Below are 21918 nucleotides of genomic sequence, written 5' to 3' on the forward strand. Positions count from 1 at the left end.
CCATATCAGGTGCGTGTCTGCCGATCGGACTTGCGCACGCATTTGATGCGGATAGATGAAATTGGCGCTATGGTGCGGCAACTGTTAAGAAAATTGATATATAAACCCTGTCGCCTACAGACCGCACGCCAGGGCCGAGGAAACCGACCAACGTGACCTACAAGATCAAGAAGCAGCGCGAAATCATCGACCGCAAAAAGGTCTTTGCCGAGCTTGAGGCCATCGCCAACGATCCGGCACTCAAAAGCTTCAAACAGCGCACCGCCGTTCTCAACAAGCTGAAATCAGTACTTGAGGCCGGGCGATCTGTTATCCGCGCACGCTTTGAAGAAAGCAATTCCGGGCAGGACACCGTCTTTTCCAACAGTTTCCTGATGGATCAGATCGTTCGCCTGATCCATGATTTTGCCACCACGTTCGTCTATCCGCTGCACAATCCGACCAATGAGCAACGCATGTCGGTGGTGGCCGTCGGCGGTTATGGCCGCGGTGACATGGCACCGCATTCGGATGTCGATATCCTGTTTCTATTTCCCTACAAACAGACCGCACACGGCGAACAGGTCGTTGAATTCATTCTTTATATGCTTTGGGATCTGGGGCTTAAGGTCGGTCATGCGACGCGCTCGGTCGATGATTGCCTGCGCATGGGCAAACAGGACATCACCATTCGCACCAACCTGCTTGAAAGCCGCTTTGTCTGGGGTGATGAGGAAACCTATAAACTGTTTCGCACCCGCTTCATGGAAGAACTGGTCAAGGGCAGCGGCATCGAGTTCATCGAAAAGAAGCTTGGTGAACGCGACGAACGCCACACCCGCATGGGCGATTCACGCTATGTGGTCGAACCCAACGTCAAGGATGGCAAGGGCGGGCTTCGCGATCTCCATACCCTGTTCTGGATTGGCAAATATCTTTATCGCGTCAATTCGCCGATGGAGCTGGTCGATCTCAAGGTCCTGACGCGCAAGGAAGCGCGCGGCTTTCTTAAGGCACAGAACTTCCTGTGGGCGGTGCGGTGCTGGTTGCATTACCTGTCTGATCGCGAAGAAGACCGCCTGACGTTCGATATGCAGCGCGATATTGCCGAACGGCTTGGCTATACCGATCATGCCGGGGCATCGGGCGTCGAACGCTTCATGAAGCACTATTATCTGATGGTGAAGCATGTCGGGAACCTGACGCGCATCTTCTGTGCTGCCCTTGAAGAAAGCCATCAGCGCCGCCCGCTGATCCGTTTTCCGGGCAAGCTGTTTGGCACCAAGGAAATTGACGGGTTTGAGCTGCGCAATGAACGCCTGACGGTTGAAAGCCTTGATGTCTTCAAGAACGACCCGATCAAGATTTTGCGCCTGTTTCTGGTTGCCCATCAGAACCGGGTCGGCATTCATCCCGAAACGCTGCGCTGGATCACGCAAAGCCTGAAATACGTTGATCACAAGCTGCAAAACGACCCGGATGCCAACGAGGTTTTCCTTGAAATCCTCACCCAGCGTGACAGCCCGGATGTCACACTCCGCAAGATGAACGAGGCCGGTGTTCTTGGCCGTTTCATCCCCGATTTCGGCCGTGTCGTTGCCCAGATGCAGTACGACATGTACCACACCTACACCGTGGACGAGCATACCATCAGGGCGATTGGCGTGCTAAATCAGATCGAGTCCGGCGAACTTGCCGAAGACGCCCCGGTTGCCACCCGCATCATGGGTCAGGTGATTTCACGCCGTGTGCTGTATGTCGCGGTATTGCTCCATGACATTGCCAAGGGCCGTGGCGGCGATCATTCGGAGCTTGGGGCCGAAGTCGCCGAAAAGCTCTGCCCGCGGCTGGGTCTGTCCCCGGCCGATACCGAGGCGGTCGCCTGGCTGGTCAAGGCGCATCTGTGGATGAGCCTGACCGCGTTCAAGCGTGACCTGAATGATCCCAGTACCATTCGCGCCTTCGCCGATCTGGTGCAATCGCAGGAACGCTTACGTCTGTTGTTGTGCCTGACGGTGGCCGATATCCGCGCGGTGGGTCCCAATGTCTGGAACGGCTGGAAGGCCACCCTGCTGCGTGAACTTTACTATGCCACCGATGATATGCTGTCAGGGGGTCTGAATGCCGATAGCCGCGATTCGCGCGTTGAAAATGCGCAAAACGCATTGCGCGACGCGCTCAAGGACTGGCCCGAACAGGACATCGAGGACTTTATCGAACGCGGCTATCCGTCCTATTGGCTGAGCTTTGATACCGAAATCCACGTCCATCACGCCCACCTGACCCGCGATGCCCGAAATTCCGGGGCCGAGATCACGGTGGATGTCCGCATCGATACCGAAATTGATGCCACCGAAATCACCGTCCACACCACCGACCATCCCGGCCTGTTTTCCCAGATTGCAGGCGCAATGGCGCTGTGCGGGGCCAACGTGGTCGATGCCAAGATCCTGACCCTTGCCGATGGCATGGCGCTCGATACCTTTTTCGTGCAGGACACCAATGGCGAGGCGTTTAACGACTCCACCAAACTTGATCGCCTGCGCGACACGCTGGAAAAGGTCATTTCCGGGCAGATTCGCCCCAGTCAGGAAATCGAACGCCGCCAGACCAAGGACAACAAGCACCGCACCGCGGTCTTCAAGGTCGAACCGAATGTCATTATCGACAACAAGGCCAGCCGCACCCATACGGTGATTGAAATCACCGCCCGTGACCGGCTGGGCCTGCTTTATGACATCACGCGCGCGCTCCGTGATCTTTCGATGCAGATTGCCTCTGCGCGCATTTCCACCTTTGGCGAACGCGCGGTTGACGTCTTCTATGTCAAGGATGTGTTCGGGCTCAAGATCGACAGCCGCACCAAGTTTGTTCAGGTCAAGGAAACCCTGACGCAGGCGATTCGCAACGACTAGCGCGTTTCACAATCGCCGTAAAACAAACCGGATCGATCCAATACCCATGCGCTACCCTAGGCAACGCCACGGTATGGATCAGATCCGGATGTACCAGCCGTTAGGGCCAGTAAACTGCTCGAATTATATTTCTTTGGAAATTGTGACGGACGAGGAAGGGTAAAACCAAACCCGACAGCGTGACCTGTTATTCACGGTGTCGAAATCCTCGGAGTGCAGCAGGTTGAGGTGGATACCGTATTTCCCCGCCCGTCCAATATGAGGCTCGCGTCCCAACGAACCCTCAGCGAATGTGAATATGCGGGTGTTGCAACTGTTTTTCTGTGACGGCTGTCACAGGGACCCCAAAAAAATCACCTAATTCAATCACTTTCACAAAAATGCGATATACGCCGCGGTTTTAGGCCTCAAAAATTACGACTATTTTCACCTTCGACTGTCAGATTTCTGTGCATCAAACGTGAAAATACCGCAATCGCACGTCATCACCGGCAGAATCGCGCCCTTTGGTGACGCTTAAATACGGAACGCTCTCGAATGTCGCTTGTCCGCTCTATCGCCACGGTGAGTGGCTTTACGCTGTTATCCCGCCTTCTGGGATTTTGCCGCGATATTCTGATTGCCGGGATGCTCGGTGCGGGCGGTATAGCTGATGCGTTCTTTGTCGCGTTCAAGTTTCCCAACCTGTTTCGTCGCCTGTTTGGCGAAGGCGCATTTTCCGCGGCCTTCATCCCGCTTCTGGCCGGCGACATTGAAAAACGCGGTATGGACGCAGCCCGCGAATTTGCCGCCCGTGCGATGTCGATGCTGATCCTGATCACCGGTTTTCTGGTCGCAGTCATTGAAATCCTGATGCCCTGGGCGATGTATGTGTTCGCGCCGGGTTTTGCCGAAAACCCCGAAAAGTTCGAACTCGCCGTTGAACTGTCGCGCATTACCTTCCCCTATCTGGCCTTCATATCCGCCGTCGCCCTGATGTCGGGCGTGATGAATACGCTGCATCGCTATGCCGCGGCCGCCGCCGCCCCGATCATTCTCAATATCTGTTTGATCGGTGCCTTGCTTGGCCTGACCACCATCACCGACACACCGGCCCACGCCCTTGCATGGGGGGTGGCAATTGCCGGTGTGGCGCAGTTCCTGATGCTGGTGATTGCCTGTAAGCGGGTCGGCTTTGCCATAAAATGGCAGATGCCGCGTGTTGATGACCGCATCAAGCTTCTGGGCAAACGCATGATCCCCGGCATGATTGGCGCCGGCGTCTATCAGATCAATCTTCTGATCGACACGATGCTGGCCTCCCTTGTCTCTGATGGCGCGGTCTCCTGGCTTTATTATGCCGATCGCGTGCAACAATTGCCACTGGGTGTGATTGGCATTGCGATTGGCACTGCGCTGTTGCCGACATTGTCGCGCCAATTGCAGGGTGATGATGCCAAAACCGCGATGTATAGCCAGAATCGCGGCATTGAAATCGCGCTTTTGCTCACCCTTCCGGCTGCCATTGCCCTTGGGGTCATGGGCCTGCCGGTGATCAATGTTCTGTTTGAACGCGGGGCATTTGGCGCGGAAGAAACGCTTATGACCGGCATGGCACTGACCGTGTTTGCCTTCGGCTTGCCGGCCTCGGTTCTGGTCAAGGTTCTCGCACCCGGTTTCTTTGCGCGCGAAGACACCAAAACACCGATCCGTATCGGCATATCCTGCATGGTGCTAAATATCATTCTGATCGTGGTGCTGATGCCATGGTTCGGGCATCTTGGCATTGCAGCCGCAACCTCGGTTTCGGTCTGGGTCAATGCGACCTCGCTTGGTTTTATTTTGCATCGCCGGGGCGACCTAACCTTTGATACCCGCCTTGCCCGGCGCGTACCGCGCATTCTTGTTGCATCCGCACTTATGGGATCGGCACTCTGGTTTGCGATTGATGCCTTCTGGCAAAATGATGCGCTTTCGATCACACGCATCATCACCATGGCGGCGATTGTAACCGGGGGTATGGCTGTATATGCGATTGCGGCCCAACTGCTTGGTGCGACCAGCTTTTCCGAGCTGAAAGCGACGCTCAAACGCGGAAAACCCGCCTGATCACAATTAATCGACACGTTTCCAGACAAGCAGCTTGACCAAATCGGGCCAGACCCTAAACTCGCGCGCTGTTTGCTTGCATGCTCGTCCGCCGGCGGGTGTCCAAAACCTGGCGGAGTATGCAGGCCCTGTTAAACATAAATTGAAATGGACGACGACGTTATGGAACGTGTGTTTTCGGGCGCTCAGCCCACCGGTAACCTTCACCTTGGCAACTATCTTGGCGCGATCCGCAACTGGGTCGAACTGCAGAAGAAATATGAATGCATCTTCTGCGTGGTCGATATGCATGCCATCACGGTCTGGCAAGACCCCAAGGAACTGCGTTCCAACATTCGCGAACTGGCGGCCAGCATGATTGCTTCGGGCATTGATCCGGAAAATCAAGTGCTGTTCAACCAAAGCCAGGTTTCCGCCCATGCCGAACTGGCCTGGATCTTTAACTGTGTCGCGCGCATCGGCTGGATGAACCGCATGACCCAGTTCAAGGAAAAGGCGGGCAAACATCGCGAAAACGCGTCGCTCGGCCTTTACGCCTATCCAAGCCTGATGGCGGCTGACATTCTGGCCTATAAGGCGACCCATGTGCCGGTCGGCGAAGACCAGAAACAGCATCTTGAACTGGCGCGCGATATCGCGTTGAAATTCAACACCGATTACGAGGTCGAAGGCTTCTTCCCGCAGCCCGAACCGCTGATCCTGGGTCCGGCAACCCGTGTGATGTCGCTGCGTGACGGTTCGAAAAAGATGTCAAAGTCCGATGCGTCCGATATGTCGCGCATCAACATGACCGACGATGCCGAGACGCTTGCCAAAAAAATCCGCAAGGCAAAAACCGATCCGGAACCGCTACCAAGCGAGGTCGCCGGTCTTGAAGGCCGCCCGGAAGCCAAGAACCTGATCACCATCTATGCAGCGCTGACCGACAGCACCGTCGATGCGGTTCTGACAGAACATGGCGGCACCCAGTTCTCTGGCTTCAAACAGGCGCTGACCGACGTGGTTGTCGAAAATCTGGCACCGATCACCGAGGAAATGGCGCGCCTCAAAGCCGATCCGGCCTATATCGACTCTGTACTGGCCAAGGGTGCCGAGCGTGCCAACGCCATCGCCCAGCCGATCCTCAAAGAGGTCAAGGAAATCGTCGGCTTCCTGAACAGCTGATCGCGTCAGACCATCTGAACATCAAAAAGCCCGCCGGTGTAAACCAGGCGGGCTTTTTTGTTTTGATTTCGAAACGTGCCTTATCAGATTGCATTTCCGGACGGTGAAGGCTTCTGCTGCATCGCCTGATATTTCTTCAGACCATCCATCATCGTCTGGCTGAACCATGCACCCACCGGCGCATCGCCATTCAGGTTATCAGACGCCTGTTGCAAAAGCGGATGGTCAGTCGGCGCGTCAGCAGCCGGTGCACTGGCGGGAAGGGCTGATCCACCCCGGTCTGCATTGGCAACATCATATCCGTCATGGGCATTTTCCGGGCGATCATCAGCCACCGCGTTGCTGCTGGCGACGGCATCTGCCGCCATGGTTTGTGCCTTGTCACGCCCAAGCGCGGCGTTAAAGCGGGCCGCCATTTCGGCTGCCGACAATGGCGTGCCATCTGGCGACGTGGTCTGTATGTCGCTGGCCTTGCGTTCTGCGGTCTGGGCCTTCACGGCATTCAGTTTGGCGTATTTGGCTTCGTGGGCAGCCATTTCAGCAGAAATCGCGAAACCAGTGGTCTGGCGGCTGACCCGGCCGCTGCTGGCGGCACGTGCCCAGACAGTATTGGCGTCACCGGTGCTGGTGACCGGCCGACGTGCGGTTTCGGTTGCCGTCGAATTGGATGCGACGGTCCGGTTGAAGGCAGATACCGGGTTCGCCGTTCCTGCCGATGCCATGGCAACAGTCAGTTCTGCTGGATCGGTTGAAGGTGTGGCAGATGCCGAAGCAAGTTCTGCCTCAGGCTGTTTTGATGCTGCACTTTGCGCTGCTTGTGCAACTGGCGAGGCATTCTGCGTGTTCTGCGCAATTTGCGCGCCTTGTGCACCCTGCGCACCTTGTGCCCACGGCACATTCAAATCAGAAGCCTGAACGCCCGTGCTGCCGGTTGCGGTATTTGATGCCAGCATGGCCTGATCAACCGGGGCCGTTGGTGCGGACTGGACAATGGTGGCCTGTTCGGCCGGGCTGACGGATTGTGATTGCGCGCCAGCCATCCAGGGCAGAACCAGATCGCCCTGATAGGCGCCTTTTTGCGCAACCGTGGTTGCCTGATTGGTGGGCGCGTTCGCATTGCCTGCATCGGCCACCGCCGTGCCATCATCAATGCCGCTGCCTCCAAACCCGTCTTCGACCATCGCCATGAAGTGGGTGCCGGTATCGTCGCCTGTGACCGCATCGACCACGGCGTCAATCGCCGCCCCGGCAAGGCCAAACACCCCGCCAAACAGGCCACCACCGGCCACGCGGGCACCATTGCCGATCTCATCACCGGTGAGCGAGCGATAAATCATCCCGACACCGGGAATATGTTGCAAGGGATTGATCACATCGAGGAAATCGGTGAATTCAAAGCCATCCTCGCCAAACATATATTGCGAGAATGTCCGGCCTTCGGACGTGCCAGAAAGCTGGTCGGCAGCATTGGACTGGGCAAACTTGCCGTTTGCCGCACCATTTGTGCCACCTGCACCGCCCGCGCTACCGGATAGGCTACCGGGCGAAATTTGCCGCCAATTTTCACCAATCGACATGTCTGTCCTCCTCTTGCCATCTGTTTTGCAAAAGGAGTGCCAATTTTAACGTATGCTAACGCTTTGAATTATAGTGATTTTCTTGGGAAAGAATTTCGCCGGACTTGCCTGTCGGAATCTTCTGCCGGGTAGCATCGGCATCTTCACGGCCCGCAGCTTATAAGAGCGGCTTAGAACAGATGGCCCGCCCGGTCCTTTTTGGTCTGCAGATAAAACTCGTTATGACCATTGGACGGGAATTTATGCGGGACACGCTCGGAAACCGTGACACCCCAGCTTTCAAGACCGGTCAGCTTTTCGGGGTTATTGGTCAACAAGCGCACGCTTTCAAAGCCCATCTGACGCAGCATTTCGGCCGCCGGGCGATAGACACGTTCATCGGCGTCAAAGCCAAGTTCCTCGTTGGCATCAAGGGTATCAAACCCGCGATCCTGCAGGGCATAGGCGCGCAGCTTGTTCACAAGCCCGATGCCACGCCCTTCCTGACGCAGATAAAGCACAATACCGCCCTGACCGCTTTTGGCGATTTCCGAAATCGCACCGCGCAGCTGCGGTCCGCAGTCACAGCGCAGCGACCCGATCAGATCGCCGGTAAAGCATTCCGAATGCAGGCGGATCAGCACCGGTTTGTCCTTGGCCGGTTCATCAATGACGATTGCCAGATGTTCCTGCCCGCCATCTTCCGGGCGAAACGCAATCACAGTGACGTTTTCGGCGTCTTCAAGCGGCACACGGGCTTCGCTGACCTGGCGCAAGGATGCAGCCGAGGCATTTTCATAACCATTGATGCTTTCAGACTGCAACACCAGAAGGTTCTGCGCGCGGGCAAGGGTTTCGAGCTGATCAGCACTGACCGGCACCGTCACAACCGCGGGCAATAAACGGGCAAGTTTCGCCAAACGGATGGCCGCATTTTCTGCCATGCTGACCGGTCGCCAATCGCCCGCAGGCAACGCATCAAGATCAAGCAACGGATTGGCAATCTCACCCAGACGATTGGCATCAACAGCCGATTGGTCGGCTGAAACAAAGGCGACAAACGGATCATCCTTGGCCGTCTGACCAAGCGATTTGGCCCGCACACGCGGCAGGACGATTGCCGGTGCAGTTTCGCTTCCGGCGATGTCACACAGACGTTGCAGACCATGTTGTGACAGCGGCTCGGCGGCAATCACCGCAACGCTGTGGGCTTCGCCATTGTCATACCCCTGAACCAGGACGATCTCGCCACGGCGCAAATCTGCCACGGCGCGGGAAACCGTTACCAGATCGGTTGCCGGGATCAGATTGCTATCATTTTGGGCCGTCACGGCGGAGCTTTGGGTCATCGGCATCTTGTCTTTGTGATCACAACATCGCGATCCGGTGGCTATGGGGCTGGATAAAGACCCGGTTTAATTCATATAAGCGCATCAGGCGATGCGAACCTGCTTGGTCGGTGATGCGCAAAATCGCAGGAAGACGCGTATCTTTCAAGATTTTACGACATCACGTTTTAGACAAATCGCCCCTACTACCTAATCCGGTTGGGCCGGGAGTTAAAGGACCAAACAGAAAACAGTTTGTTCTTGAAAATACAACTTAAGATGCTGATCCTATGGTTCAGCGCGGAATACGTAATGCATATATGGCGGGCCGGACCCGAAAGCGCCACAAAAACAAGCCGGTAAAATCAACATCAGGCGCAGACCCCGGATATGACGGCGGATCTGACAAGCAGCAAGGGATGGTGAATGTCGACAGGTAAACAGGTTCTGGTGGTTGAGGATGATGCAGCGCTCAGCCAGTCTTTGACGGAGCAGCTCAGACTTCATGAAGATTTCGAATGCGTGGTTGCCAACAGTGGCAAGGAAGCACTCGATCTTGCCAAGGATTCCTATTTTGATGTGATCCTGCTTGATGTTGGTCTGCCCGATATGGATGGCCGCGATGTCTGCAAACTGATGCGTCGCGCCAATGTCAAATCACCGATCATCATGCTCACCGGCGCCAATAGTGACTCTGACACCATTCTGGGTCTGGAATCGGGCGCCAATGACTATGTCACCAAGCCATTCCGCCTTAATGTGCTTTTGGCCCGCATTCGTGCGCATATCCGCCAGCATGAACAAAGCGAAGATGCCGTCTTTGTCATCGGCCCCTACAGCTTCCAGCCCAGCGCGAAAATCCTGATTGAAACCGCGACCGAGAAAAAAGTCCGCCTGACGGAGAAGGAAACCTCGATCCTGAAATTCCTGTTCCGGGCGGGCGACAAACCGGTCAGCCGCGAAACATTGCTGGACGAAGTCTGGGGCTATAACGCCGGTGTGACCACCCATACGCTTGAAACCCACGTCTATCGCCTGCGTCAGAAAATCGAAAAGGATCCGTCAAACGCGGCGATCCTGATTACCGAACCCGGCGGTTACAAGCTGATCCCCTGATCGGAAAACGGTTTTAGAACCCACCAAAAGAAAATCCCGCTGATGCGGGATTTTTTTTGTCACAGATGTCGGGTTGCGGCGTCTATGTTATCGCCCTGATTATCCACAGAACAGCCCAGATCATGCAATCTGGCGTTAAATACACAAAAACGACCTAAAACGCGGTCTGTTTTACAGGTTTTTACCCCGAATATCGATTTAGGTACCGCAATTTGGGCCATTTAAGGCCAATCAATAGCCCCGGGAGCCAAAAATTGCTGTCCCAACCCGAACATGGGTGGCGCCAAACCGGATTGCAACCTCGTAATCACCGCTCATGCCCATGCTTTTGATTTTCAGGCCATGGCGATCGGCAATCTTGCCAAGCAGGGTGAAATGCGGGGCCGGTTCTTCATCGACCGGGGGAATGCACATCAGGCCGATGATCGGAAGATCAAGCTCTTCACGACACATCTTGATGAAATCATCGGCATCCTTTGGCGCGATGCCGGCCTTTTGTTCTTCCTCACCGGTATTGATCTGAATGAACAGATCCGGGCAGGCACCGGTTTTATCGCGGTGTTTGGCCAATGCATTGGCCAGTTTCGGGCGATCCACCGTCTCGATCACGTCAAACAGTGCAACCGCGTCCTTGACCTTGTTGGTCTGAAGCGGCCCGATCAGGTGCAGCTCGATATCAGGAAACTCGGCGCGCAATCCCGGCCATTTCCCGGCGGCTTCCTGCACGCGGTTTTCACCAAACACACGCCGGCCATCCACAAGCGCCTTGCGCACATGATCGGCATCGTGGTTTTTGCTGACACAGACCAGCGTCACATCCCCCGGATCACGATCGGCGGCTTCACATGCCGCATTGATATTGCTCTGGATTTCGGCAAGGTTGACGGCAACATCGGTTTTGCCAGATGACAGATCATGACTGCTCATGGAGGGTGGTCCTTCATCGGTAACGCATTCAGGAACGGCAGGTATAGCTGCCAAGTCGGGAGTGTATCAATGGATAAGGCCCTGTTAAAGCAGGCACGCAGGCTCAATCTGCGCAATGGCGGCCCGAATTGCCCGATTCCACCGATTGTCCTGATGACCGATGATCAAAGATTACCCGATCCGGAACCCGTCATCCGTGCCCTGCCCCGCGACAGCATGGTCATTTTCCGCCATTATGATCATCCGATGCGGGCAAAACTTGGCGCAAAACTTCGCACCATCTGCCGCGCAAAGGGCATCCCTTTTTTGGTCGCGAATGATGTTGGGCTGGCGCTCAGGCTCGATGCCAACGGCATGCATTTCCCTGAATATCGCGCGCTGACCGATCCCGGTATTTATCAGCGAATTCCGGAACACTTTATGCGCACGTCAGCTTGCCACACCCCGAAAACGGTCCAACGGCTTGGACTTCTTCCAAAAACAGCACGTCCCGATGGTGTCCTGATTTCCCCGATTTTCCCTACCCAAAGTCATCCGGACGCAAATCCGATGTCACTTTCAGATATCCGCCAAATTTCAAGGATGTGCCACATGCTCGGCATGACACCGATCGGGTTGGGCGGCATTACCGCACAAACAATTGGGAAACTGCGGACCTCCGCACTTGCCTCCATCGCCGGGATCGGGTTTTCTGGTGCCAACACCCCGTCCCCCCATTGACCGGAGTTCTCCCGCAAAATGCCCCGGGCCCCACACCCCTCGCGCAAGACATTCACCCGTTTTGCTTCCAAACAGCCGTTTCAGTTTGGCCTGCCCAATGTCAGTTCCGGACTTACCCAGACGTCAGACAACAGTCCGATCTATTTCACTCGGGCAACATCGCTGCTGCGACGGCAAGTTCTGGCGAAGGCCGACGGGGTCAAGATCAAGTCGGATAATTATCGGTTTCAGGTTCTGCCGCGTGATGGCTGGGGCGAACGGGATTTTTCCGGAAAATCAGTGCTGTTTCTGATCCCCGATGACGCGCTTGGCGACTGTGTCGGTATGGCACTGTTTTTCCGGGCTCTCAAACAACGGTTTGGCGATATCCGGATTGGCGTTCTTAACGCTGGCAGCGCATCGGACATCTTTGCACTGGTGCAGGGAATCGAGATTTTTCAGCTGTTTATCTCGAGCGCACAGCTCAAACGTTTCGATCACGTAATTGATCTCAGTGAAATGGAAGGCTGGAGCGATATCGCCACCATGCCGGTCAATCCGGAAGAGGCGCTCTGCGAGGCGTTCGGCATTCCTCCTGTACCGTTGGAAAAACGGCAGCTAGCAACGGAAACACGCCTTAAGGTCGGGATCGTCCCAATGGCGTCCTCACCACTGCGCACACTTCCACCCAAGCTGGTCAGTGAAATTACCGCCATGTTGGCCAAACAGGATTGTGACATCACCCTCGTGCTCAATGCCTATCAAGGGGTGATGAAGGCTTATAAGGCCGCGCTGAATGATCTTGGCACCCGGAATGACGGCAACATCCAGATTGTTGATGGCTTCAAGACCATCGGCGATCTGGTCAAATTTGTCGGGCAGCAGGATTATCTCGTCGCCGCCGACAGCGGCCCCGCACATATTTCCAAGCTGTTCCAAACCCCGGGAATTGGCATTTACAGTTCCGCAGACGCCAAGACCCTGCAAGGACGCCACAAAAACCTGCGCAGATGGCAAAGCGATTTCACAGGACCGCATTGCAGCGCCCCCTGCGGGCTGGCAAAACTGCGCGCGACCGCGGATGGCAAGATCGGCTGTATGGGCAGTCTTGGTCTGCCAGTCAGCGAACTGCCCGACATCCCGGGGAAAAGCGATCCCGAACTGGCCCGTGCCTTGGTCACAAACGCGCCGGTGCCCTGCGTTGCCCGACTGGAAACCGATATTCCAGCGATATGTGACCTGATATCCCGGGACCTGGCCAAAACCTGATCTGACTGAGTTGACCCGCTCGACAAAAAGGCAAATTGGCAAAAAGAAAGGGTGGCCGAAGCCACCCTTTCAAAATCGATTCTAATTCCGAGGAATTAGAAGGACAGAGCCAGACCGGTAACAAGGCCGTAGCCATCATTGTCCTTCGTGATGTCCTGCGGGTTTACAGCATTGCTGTCAGCTTTCTGATCGAACCAGAAGATCGAGGACTTCCAGGCAACACCTGCACCCAGGGCATAGTTCAGACCGAGATCAATCGCGCTGATATCGCCTTCGCCATCAACATCTTCGTAACCATAGGACAGGGAAACGCTTGCCGCATCCATGGCGTAGGAAACACCGATGTCAAATGCGTCAAGCTCATTGCCACCGTCGTTCAGGCCAAAGTTGTTATTGCGCTCGTTAACGCCATAATCATCTTCGGTATGACCATAGGACGCACCAACCGTGAAGTTGCCAAAGCCAACATTAGTACCAAAGCCGTACCAGTTGCCTTCACCGGCATTTTCACCAACTGCCGACAGGGCCAATGCCACACCATCAAGATCAGCGCGGTATTCCAGACCACCGGAAACAATGTTGATACCGGTGCTTACGGTGTCGTTATTGTTCGATGCATTCTGGTCGGCATAGGAAAGACCAGCGCGGAAGCCGCCCAGGACCGGGGTGTAGTATGTCACACGCTTCTGGTCTCCGCTCGAACGAACGGTGTCGATCAGATATGCATCAACCCAGTTACTCATATCGCCGTCATTGACGCCAACCGGGCCAACAGACGGTGCGGTGATGCCCATGGCATCGGCTGCACTGTCGTTTTTACCCATTTCGATACGACCAAAGCCGCCATTGATGTACAGATACTGTTCGTCGACTTGGTCACCCGAAGACGACTCACCTTCGAACTGGATGTCAGCACCAACTTCGATGCCGTTATCAAGCGTGGTCGAACCGGAGAAGTGAACTTCGGTGTCGGACTGGAATGCGTTTTTGCGACCGCCAGCAGCAGTGTTGTCTTCATCAGCGAAGCCAGCCCACTGTTCCATGTAACCACCGACTGAAAGCTGGATCGGCTCGGAAGCCTGTGCGGTGCCTGCAGCGGCAACAGCGACGAGTGCGCTGGAAGCAAAAAGAATCTTTTTCATCATAACCCTCAATAGAATGACGTTGTGGGACGAAGGGGTTTGAACCGGACGGCCCTTCGTTCTGTCGAGGGTGATAAAGCCACTTTAGTGACTGATGGTCAATTAAGTTAAATGGGCAATGGTCATTTATATCGCTATGCGTTGCATTTTTGTCACATAATGTTTTGCAGTATTGAATTGTTAGTGTTGGTGCAGTGTTCGATGTTGTTGCCAATTCGGTAACTTCTCGAAAACGTCTATCTTTTTACTTCATATAAATGTCCATTGGTCATTTTATCGCTGCGCAAGTTAGCTCTCGAAAGGCTCTTACGTATGTCTATCCTGCAATCTCAGGGGTAGCGTTAGCTACTTGGAATGGGGGAATTAACAGCTATCGCCTATCGGCAAATTGCATCAAGAACATGATGGAAGCTGTTTGCTGACAAACATATGTTTGTCGGTTTGGTAAACTAGCTGCACCTTTGACAATCAAAGAGACTTTTGTTGCGACGCCCGTAAAGATCGCACGTGCTGAGCAGAAATGGTGACCAAAAACTAAGACAAAAAAAGAAGGGGGTGGAAAACCCACCCCCTTCAATTCTTCAGCTAATCCGGAAAGGATTAGAAGGACAGTGCGATACCGGTGATTGCACCGAAACCGTCGTTGTCCGAAGTAGCAGCGACTGCGTCATAGTCAAACCAGAAGACAGAAGACTTCCAGGTAACGCCTGCACCGAGGGTGTAAGCAAGGCCAAGGTCAACACCGTTGAACTCGTCTACGCCAGAGGTCGCAGCACTGTCTTCCATTTCAGCATACATGTAGGTTGCGGAAACGGTTGCAGCATCCATTGCATAGGAAACGCCGAAATCAACGCCCATGTTGTCATCTGCGGTGGTGGTGGTGTTTTCGTTCAGGCCGAACTCAGCTTCTTTCAGACCGTAGGAAGCACCAACGGTGAAGTTGCCGAAGCCAACGGTACCACCAACATGGTACCATTCACCTTCCTGCTTGGATTCGCCGGTTGCTGCGACAGCAATAGAAACGCCGTCGAAGTCAGCTTTGTATTCAACGCCGGCGGATACAACCGAGTCACCAGTGTTGGTGCGCTCGTCAGATGCCTCGGAACCATCGTCGTCGGTGTACGAAACACCAGCGCGGAAGCCGCCAAGAACCGGGGTGTAATAGGTGATCTTGTTGTCGTCACCATCATCCCAAACGTTGTCAGGGGTTGCGCGCAGGGTAACGTAGTTCGGCATGTCACCGTCGTTCACACCAGCCGGACCAACGGACGGAGCGGTGATGGACATGTCAGCAGCTGCGCCGTCTTCCTGACCCAGTTTAACCTGACCGAAGCCACCGTTGATGAACAGGTACTGTTCGTCGGTGTTGTTCGTTGCTTCGCCTTCGGCTTCGAATTCGATTTTCGCGCCGATTTCGATACCGTTATCCAAAGTGGTCGAACCACCGAAGTGAACTTCGGTGTCAGACTGCATCATGCCTTTGGACTCGAAACGGTCGTCCTCAGAAGCAGCACCGATCCACTGTTCCATGTAACCACCTACGGACAGGCTGATCGGCTCAGAAGCCTGAGCTGCGCCTGCGAAACCAACAGCGACGAGTGCGCTGGAAGCTACCAGAATCTTTTTCATCTTTTCCCTCAACGTCTTTGAATGCGTTTTACGCAATACAAATATTTGGACAGCTTTTGCCGCCCGGTTCGTTGGTGATGGAGCCACCAAATGAGTCCCGCGTCAACCAAAGCTGTGACCAAAATGGCACATTCGCAAATTGGTGTGACAAAAAAAACACACCGGTTTTCTTTGCTCATCTCTGATTTCCGCCCTATATTCGCTGAAAATTCGGTTTGCTTGTTGAACACAATTCTCTCAAGGGCAGGAAATGCTAACCTTTTCTTCGTTCAAGTCGCTGGTCACAGGGGCTGCTGCTGCGATCATTCTCTCCGGTTGCTCCGCTGGTAAGGTTGACTACGATCAGTTCCCGGGGTCAGCGAACACTGATGAACGTGTCAACGGGCAGGCAATGACACGCGCACAAGAGAAAGAGCGCGGAGGTCTGTTCGGATCAGAAGGCCTGAACATATTTGGTGGCGAAGAGCCCCAGCAAGGGGGCGGTTCAGGCATCGGTGTGAACAGCTTCCTGTGGCGTGCGTCGCTTGATACGCTTTCCTTTATGCCGCTCAATTCTGCGGATCCCTTTGGGGGAGTCATTATTACCGACTGGTACACCCCGCCGGAATCTTCCGATGAACGCTTCAAGCTGACTGCCTATATCCTTGGCACAGCCCTGCGCTCGGATGCCATCAAGGTTTCTGTCTTCCGTCAGGTCAATGTTGGCCCGAACCAATGGCAGGATGCGGTTGTTGAGCCGGGAACCGTGACATCCATGGAAGACGCTATCCTGACCCGCGCCCGTCAGCTGCGCATTGACAGTGCAAATTCTCAATAAGGCTGATGTCGCAAGGCACGCTTTATATATCGCCTGAATACAACCCCCACTCGCTGCAACGCGACTGGGGGTTTGTTGTATCGGTAGACCGACGTGATGTTTTTGAGGTGATACCAGAGAGTCTTGCGACGATTCGTACTGCACTCTACTTCTCAATTGTTGAGGCATCACCACTGGATTGTTCGCCACCCTCCTCACAGCACGATCGTCCTGCCAAGGTCACAACCGACGAATCGCTGGGCAATGGAGCACAGCTCTATCATGAAGTCGGGTTTGATATCATGTCACTAGCTCTGCTGGCCGATGTGCCAGCCCACCGACCGTTACACCTGACGCAAAACAGCCTGATTGGTCATTGGCGTTGGTTACGTGACGTCTGGCGTGTAGGATCCTCGCGCCCACAGTGTACGGCAACAATGGATACCCGGAACGCGGTGACAGAGGCATTACGAAGCGGCAAAAACAATCTTGCCATCGCCGAGCTGCGTAATCTGTTCAAAAAGGTGCAACAGGAGCCCGACAATGCCGGGCTGTACATTTCTTTTCTGAACAGCCTATCTCTGTTTTGCCCTTTCATCGCAACCGAACTATTGTGGCGCCAGGGCCAGATTGAACAGGATCCAATCAGCCGGTCCCGGACCAAAGATAAAGAAGGTATAGCTGAATGACATTGCGCGCGGTTTTTCCGATTCTCGCACTCCTGGCCCTGACAACGCTCAGCGCCTGCGGATTTCGCCCGCTCTATGCCACAGCGGGTGATGATTACAACACGGCAGCCAATATGGCCCAGGTGAAAGTCGCTGTGATCAATGACCGTGTTGGCCAACTGACCCGCAATGCCCTAATCGAAACCCTGACCCCACGCGGACAAAGCGCAACCCCGTTATATGATTTGAAGGTGACCTTGTCCGAATCGACGAGTGAGCAAGGCTTTACCAAGGAAAATGAAGCAACGATCGCCGATTACCTGATTAACGCTAAGTACGAACTTGTCCGCCGGGCCGATACCAAGGTCCTGCGCAAAGGATCGGTTCGCGCTCGCACCAGTTACAACATCGTCGATTCGGAATTTGCCACCATCGAGGCCGAGGACGCCGCCCGTGGCGACGCTGCCCGTAATCTTGCTCAGCAGCTGGCCAATCAGGTCGCGATTGGCCTGCGGTCACAATAACGTCGTTCTCTGAAACTTTCGCTCGTCACGCCCACTCCCCAAAGAACCACAAGGCGCATCATGAAGCTCAAGGCAGCACAGGTTGAAAACTTCTTGCGCGCCCCGGATGCGAAGGCGCAGCTGATCCTGATCTATGGCGAGGACGAAGGCCTTGTGCGTGAACGTGCGACCAAACTGGCCAAAACCGTAGTCGAGGATCTCAAGGATCCCTTCCGCGTGATCGAGCTTGGCACCGCCCAACTCAAGGAAGATCCCAGCCGCCTGCGCGACGAGGCCGCCGCCATAAGCTTCGGTGGCGGGCGCCGCGTGATCCGACTCCGCGATATCGGTGATGCGCAGGCTCCTGTCATTGCCGATTTCCTCGGCGATCCGGCCGGCGATGCCCTGATTGTCATTGAGGCCGGAAGCCTTCCGACTCGCTCCAAACTGCGTCAGGCAGTCGAAAAGGCCGGCAATGGCATGGCCCTGCCCTGCTATGCCGATGGCGCACGGGATATCGAAAGCCTGATCCAGTCGATCATGGAAGAACACAAACTGCGCATTGACCGTGATGCCACCAGCTATCTGGTCGCCAATCTCGGCTCGGACCGCATGATTTCACGGAGCGAGCTTGAAAAACTCGCCCTTTATGCGCTTAAAGACGGTCAGGTCACGCTGGCAGACGCCATGGCCTGCGTTGGCGACAGCTCCGCCCGCCATTATGACGATGTCATTCAGGCGGTTTCTCAGGGAAATGTCGTCAATCTGGATGCCGCCCTGACCCGGCTGGTCGAAGAAGGCCTCAACCCGGTTGGCGCGTTGCGCATGATGATCAGCTATTTCCAGAAGCTGCATCTGGTCAAAGGACAGGTGTCTCAGGGAATGGACGCCAACCAGGCGATGAAATCACTGCGCCCGCCCCTGTTTTTCAAGGCCGCCGATCAGTTCCGCGCCAATCTGAATTACTGGGCGGTCAATAACCTGCAGCGTGCCCTACAAATCCTGCTGGAAGCCGAAAAGGACTGCAAAAGCGGCCTGGCCATCCCCGAAACCATCGCCCATCGCGCCATGATCAAGGTCGCGGTTGCCCGCCAGAAACAGGTCAGACGCTAACCCGATTCGCCAGTCTTCAGCACGATCGCGGTAATTAAGGTCGATGCAGTATGACCGTGCCCTGACTGGAATGCGTCCAAAACGCACCAAAAACGCAAAAAACGCGGTCCAGGATGTAAGCCCCGCACCGCGTTAAATATCTAAAGGATCCGCTTCACCTCGACCGATCCCCGGCGGGATTTTGCTTCTTCTTCTTTAAGCTTCTTAAGCTGATCGATCTTGTCGCGATCAAGATCCTTTATGCTGGTTTTGGTTACGGCTTTTTTCCCGTGCCATCTGCAACCTCCTCCAGCACATCTTCGTCGACTTCTTCCTGCGCGATCGGCATATCGCCCTCGGGCTCATCGTCGATCATCAGGCTGTCGTCATTGATCCCGTCAAGATCACGGCCGCCATCAACCGCATCGGCAATCGATTCGAGCTCGCTGGTCAGCGCATCCTCGTCTTCGTTTTCCGCATCATCGACCGATTCGGCTTCAAACTCGTCATCTTCGATAAACATCGAATCGAACTCGTTTTCATCCGGTCCGGGCGCAGCATCAGCATCGGCGTCATCGGAAATGTCGGCGGCCTTGCCATGGGTCAGGCGCTGCAGGATGTCATCAAGCTGCTCGAGCGTTTCATAGCGGATCGAGATCTTACCCGCCGATCCGTCAAAGTCGATATTGACCGCCAACCCCAACATGTTGCTAAGGTCGCGCTCCAGAGACACCGTATCTGGGTCTTTTTCAATCGAAGACCGGCCCGATGATTTCTTCGGACGCGCAGCCTTGCCGCCATCGGTTTTGACCAGTTTCTCCGCCTGACGAACATTCAAACCCTTCTTGACGATCTGGGCCGCAAGCTCGACGGCATTATCCGCCCCAAGCAGTGCGCGCGCATGGCCGGAGCTTAGAACCTTGTCTGAGAGCATCTGCTTGATCGGGGCTGGCAGGCCCAGCAAACGCAGGCTGTTAGCAATGTGACTGCGGCTTTTACCCAGTGCCTGGCCAAGTGCTTCCTGCGTGTGGGAGAACTCGCTCATCAGGCGGTTATAGCCCTCCGCCTCTTCAAGCGGCGACAGATCCTGTCGCTGCAGGTTTTCAATCAGTGCAATTTCGGCGGTTTCGCGATCATCAAACTCGCGCACCAGAACCGGCACTTCATGAAGCTGTGCCCGCTGGGCCGCGCGCCAGCGACGTTCACCGGCGATGATTTCATATTTGGTTTCGCCCGTCGAAGAGGCACGCACCAGAATCGGCTGAATGATGCCCTTTTGTCGGATCGAGGCCGCCAGATCATCAATCGCATCATCATCAAAATTGCTGCGCGGCTGAAACGGCGAAGGCTTCAGGTCGGTAATCGCAATATGCTGCGTCGTGCCGCCCGGTCCCGGATGGACCGCCTCGGCGCTATCGCCACTGGCGGCAACAGCAACTTCTTCGTCCTCTTCGCCCAGAAGTGCAGACAGTCCCCTGCCCAACCCGCGTTTTTTTGCTTCGCTCATGCTTTTACCCCTTCGCGTTTCAGGACTTCGCTCGCAAGATTTAGATAGGCCCGTGAACCCGGGCACTTCATGTCATAAACCAGCACCGGTGTTCCGTGGCTGGGGGCTTCGGAAACGCGGACATTGCGTGGGATCACCGTGCGATACACCACATCTCCGAAATAATCGCGCACATCGTTGGCCACTTGGGCCGACAGGTTGTTGCGCTTGTCATACATGGTGAGCACAATGCCCTGGATTTCAAGGTTCGGATTGAACGCCTTCTTGACCCGCTTGATGGTCCGGACCAGATGGCTGACCCCCTCAAGGGCAAAGAATTCACATTGCAACGGCACCAGAACCGCATCGGATGCCACCAGCGCATTCAGGGTCAAAAGACCCAGCGACGGCGGGCAATCGATCAGGACGTAATCAACATCGTGCGGCAATTTGCCAAGTGATTCCTTAAGCTGCATCTCGCGACGGTCGAAATCGACCAGCTCGATCTCCGCCCCCGACAGATCCATGCCCGACGGCACGATGCTAAGCCGCGGGATCGAGGTTTCCTTGCGCGCCTCTTCCAAGGTATTGCCGTTGATCAGCACGTCATAGGAACTGATTTCGCGGTCGGACGGACGCAGACCCAAGCCGGTACTGGCGTTGCCCTGCGGATCAAGATCGACAATCAGAACCCGCTGGTTCACAGCCGCCAGTGCCGTTGCCAGATTGATTGTCGTGGTGGTCTTGCCCACCCCGCCTTTCTGGTTGGCCACTGCAATGATGCGCGGACGATGTCCTGTACCCTCTGATTTCGTCGAAAGCGGCAAATCAATAACATCCGTCACCGGCCCACTCCTTTTAAGATCATCACGACACCGTCCGGATCGACCAGGCTGGCATGCGTGGTTACATCAAATGTCCAACCAGCGTCCCGTGCGTCCGCCAGCTCATCCTCAAAGGCACGTCCCTTCAGCAGCACATAATGGCCACCGTCTTTCAAATGGCGCTGCCCCAACTCCAACAGCTTCGGCAAGGGGGCAAAGGCGCGCGCCGTAATCACATCGGCCTGCCGCGGGGCCGCTGCCTCGATCCGTTCGCGGGCAATCTCGGTCTTATCCAGCACACCGCAAACCCGGGCGGCTTCCATCAGGAAGACGGTCTTTTTGGTGTTGGATTCCATCAGGGTGACGTTATTGGCGCCAAGGATCGCCAGAACGATACCCGGGAACCCGGCACCCGATCCAAAATCAACGATTTTGCCGGTTGTGGCGATGTCCTGAACATACGGCCAAAGCTGCGCAGAATCCTGTAAATGACGTCCCCAAACGTCTTCGGCCGTGCTGGCGCCAACGATATTAATCCGCGGCTGCCACTTCACGACAAGGTCTGCATACTGGCTGAGACGGTCCAATGTTTCACGTGAAACATTCAAATCCTGCTCAAACCATGTTTTTACGGGTGTGGAAATTGTCTGCATATTTGAGTTATAGGCCGAGCCAAAAAAACACACCAGTCTTGATTTTCGTCCTTTTACGTTTTTGGCCGCGTCGGATGCGATAAA

The 21918-nt window shown here is 55.2% G+C and carries 18 protein-coding genes; 10 read left to right on the top strand and 8 right to left on the bottom strand.

Annotated features, from left to right (window positions below; genetic code table 11):
* The first annotated feature begins 152 nt into the window (after positions 1-152).
* From FHI25_RS05610 to trpS, 3 genes are all read left to right on the top strand, one after another.
* A complete protein-coding gene (locus tag FHI25_RS05610; RefSeq protein WP_210515833.1) occupies positions 153-2894 on the top strand; it encodes a [protein-PII] uridylyltransferase in 2742 nt (913 codons plus the stop codon).
* A 537-nt stretch (positions 2895-3431) separates the two neighbouring features.
* Positions 3432-4982, top strand: coding sequence for a murein biosynthesis integral membrane protein MurJ (gene murJ, locus FHI25_RS05615; RefSeq protein WP_210515835.1), 1551 nt, complete (start codon positions 3432-3434; stop codon positions 4980-4982).
* Positions 4983-5144: 162 nt separating this feature from the next.
* The gene (trpS, locus tag FHI25_RS05620; RefSeq protein WP_210516481.1) at positions 5145-6146 is read left to right on the top strand and encodes a tryptophan--tRNA ligase; all 1002 of its coding nucleotides are present in this window, start codon (positions 5145-5147) and stop codon (positions 6144-6146) included.
* Positions 6147-6229: 83 nt separating this feature from the next.
* Here the strand turns inward: trpS and FHI25_RS05625 are convergent, their stop codons facing one another.
* Positions 6230-7723: a hypothetical protein gene (locus FHI25_RS05625; RefSeq protein ID WP_210515837.1), complete on the bottom strand. Its 1494-nt coding sequence runs from the start codon at positions 7721-7723 to the stop codon at positions 6230-6232.
* A gap of 170 nt (positions 7724-7893) precedes the next feature.
* Positions 7894-9051 (bottom strand): GTP cyclohydrolase II, encoded by a 1158-nt coding sequence (ribA, locus tag FHI25_RS05630; RefSeq protein ID WP_210515845.1) that lies wholly within the window; start codon positions 9049-9051, stop codon positions 7894-7896.
* 405 nt (positions 9052-9456) lie between these two features.
* Here ribA and FHI25_RS05635 point away from each other — a divergent pair, with 405 nt between their 5' ends.
* Positions 9457-10146 carry a response regulator transcription factor gene (locus FHI25_RS05635; protein ID WP_008888737.1) on the top strand — a complete coding sequence of 230 codons (690 nt, stop codon included), beginning with the start codon at positions 9457-9459 and terminating at the stop codon, positions 10144-10146.
* A gap of 231 nt (positions 10147-10377) precedes the next feature.
* On the opposite strand, the gene FHI25_RS05640 is transcribed toward FHI25_RS05635, so the two are convergent.
* Positions 10378-11073 (bottom strand): YggS family pyridoxal phosphate-dependent enzyme, encoded by a 696-nt coding sequence (locus tag FHI25_RS05640; RefSeq protein ID WP_210515847.1) that lies wholly within the window; start codon positions 11071-11073, stop codon positions 10378-10380.
* Positions 11074-11142: 69 nt separating this feature from the next.
* On the opposite strand from FHI25_RS05640, the gene FHI25_RS05645 reads away from it, so the two are divergent.
* Both FHI25_RS05645 and FHI25_RS05650 read left to right on the top strand, forming a co-directional pair.
* On the top strand, positions 11143-11793 hold the full coding sequence (locus FHI25_RS05645) for a thiamine phosphate synthase (RefSeq protein WP_210515849.1): 651 nt from the start codon (positions 11143-11145) through the stop codon (positions 11791-11793).
* An 18-nt stretch (positions 11794-11811) separates the two neighbouring features.
* Positions 11812-13041 (top strand): glycosyltransferase family 9 protein, encoded by a 1230-nt coding sequence (locus FHI25_RS05650; RefSeq protein WP_210515851.1) that lies wholly within the window; start codon positions 11812-11814, stop codon positions 13039-13041.
* Positions 13042-13136: 95 nt separating this feature from the next.
* Here FHI25_RS05650 and FHI25_RS05655 read toward each other — a convergent pair whose 3' ends face one another.
* On the bottom strand, positions 13137-14183 hold the full coding sequence (locus FHI25_RS05655; RefSeq protein ID WP_210515859.1) for a porin: 1047 nt from the start codon (positions 14181-14183) through the stop codon (positions 13137-13139).
* Between the two features lie 600 nt (positions 14184-14783).
* A complete protein-coding gene (locus FHI25_RS05660; RefSeq protein ID WP_210515861.1) occupies positions 14784-15812 on the bottom strand; it encodes a porin in 1029 nt (342 codons plus the stop codon).
* Positions 15813-16062: 250 nt separating this feature from the next.
* On the opposite strand from FHI25_RS05660, the gene FHI25_RS05665 reads away from it, so the two are divergent.
* From FHI25_RS05665 to holA, 4 genes are read left to right on the top strand one after another with little or no spacing between them, the layout of a single operon-like run.
* Positions 16063-16629 carry a DUF3576 domain-containing protein gene (locus tag FHI25_RS05665; RefSeq protein ID WP_210515864.1) on the top strand — a complete coding sequence of 189 codons (567 nt, stop codon included), beginning with the start codon at positions 16063-16065 and terminating at the stop codon, positions 16627-16629.
* Positions 16630-16634: 5 nt separating this feature from the next.
* On the top strand, positions 16635-17297 hold the full coding sequence (locus FHI25_RS05670; protein WP_210515866.1) for a hypothetical protein: 663 nt from the start codon (positions 16635-16637) through the stop codon (positions 17295-17297).
* Entirely contained in the window at positions 17294-17800 is a 507-nt protein-coding gene (lptE, locus tag FHI25_RS05675; RefSeq protein ID WP_210515868.1) for an LPS assembly lipoprotein LptE, read from the top strand. Before FHI25_RS05670 ends, lptE begins: the two co-directional genes overlap by 4 nt.
* Before the next feature lie 60 nt (positions 17801-17860).
* Positions 17861-18892 (top strand): DNA polymerase III subunit delta, encoded by a 1032-nt coding sequence (gene holA / locus FHI25_RS05680; protein ID WP_210515870.1) that lies wholly within the window; start codon positions 17861-17863, stop codon positions 18890-18892.
* A gap of 253 nt (positions 18893-19145) precedes the next feature.
* Here the strand turns inward: holA and FHI25_RS05685 are convergent, their stop codons facing one another.
* From FHI25_RS05685 to rsmG, 3 genes are read right to left on the bottom strand one after another with little or no spacing between them, the layout of a single operon-like run.
* Entirely contained in the window at positions 19146-20378 is a 1233-nt protein-coding gene (locus FHI25_RS05685; RefSeq protein ID WP_210515872.1) for a ParB/RepB/Spo0J family partition protein, read from the bottom strand.
* Positions 20375-21202, bottom strand: coding sequence for a ParA family protein (locus FHI25_RS05690; RefSeq protein WP_210515874.1), 828 nt, complete (start codon positions 21200-21202; stop codon positions 20375-20377). The genes FHI25_RS05685 and FHI25_RS05690 overlap by 4 nt, the downstream gene beginning before the upstream one ends.
* Positions 21199-21834, bottom strand: coding sequence for a 16S rRNA (guanine(527)-N(7))-methyltransferase RsmG (gene rsmG, locus FHI25_RS05695; protein WP_064780467.1), 636 nt, complete (start codon positions 21832-21834; stop codon positions 21199-21201). The genes FHI25_RS05690 and rsmG overlap by 4 nt, the downstream gene beginning before the upstream one ends.
* Between the last annotated feature and the right edge of the window lie 84 nt (positions 21835-21918).

This window comes from Thalassospira sp. ER-Se-21-Dark, from assembly GCF_017922435.1.
In the GTDB taxonomy this organism is placed as follows: Bacteria; Pseudomonadota; Alphaproteobacteria; order Rhodospirillales; family Thalassospiraceae; genus Thalassospira.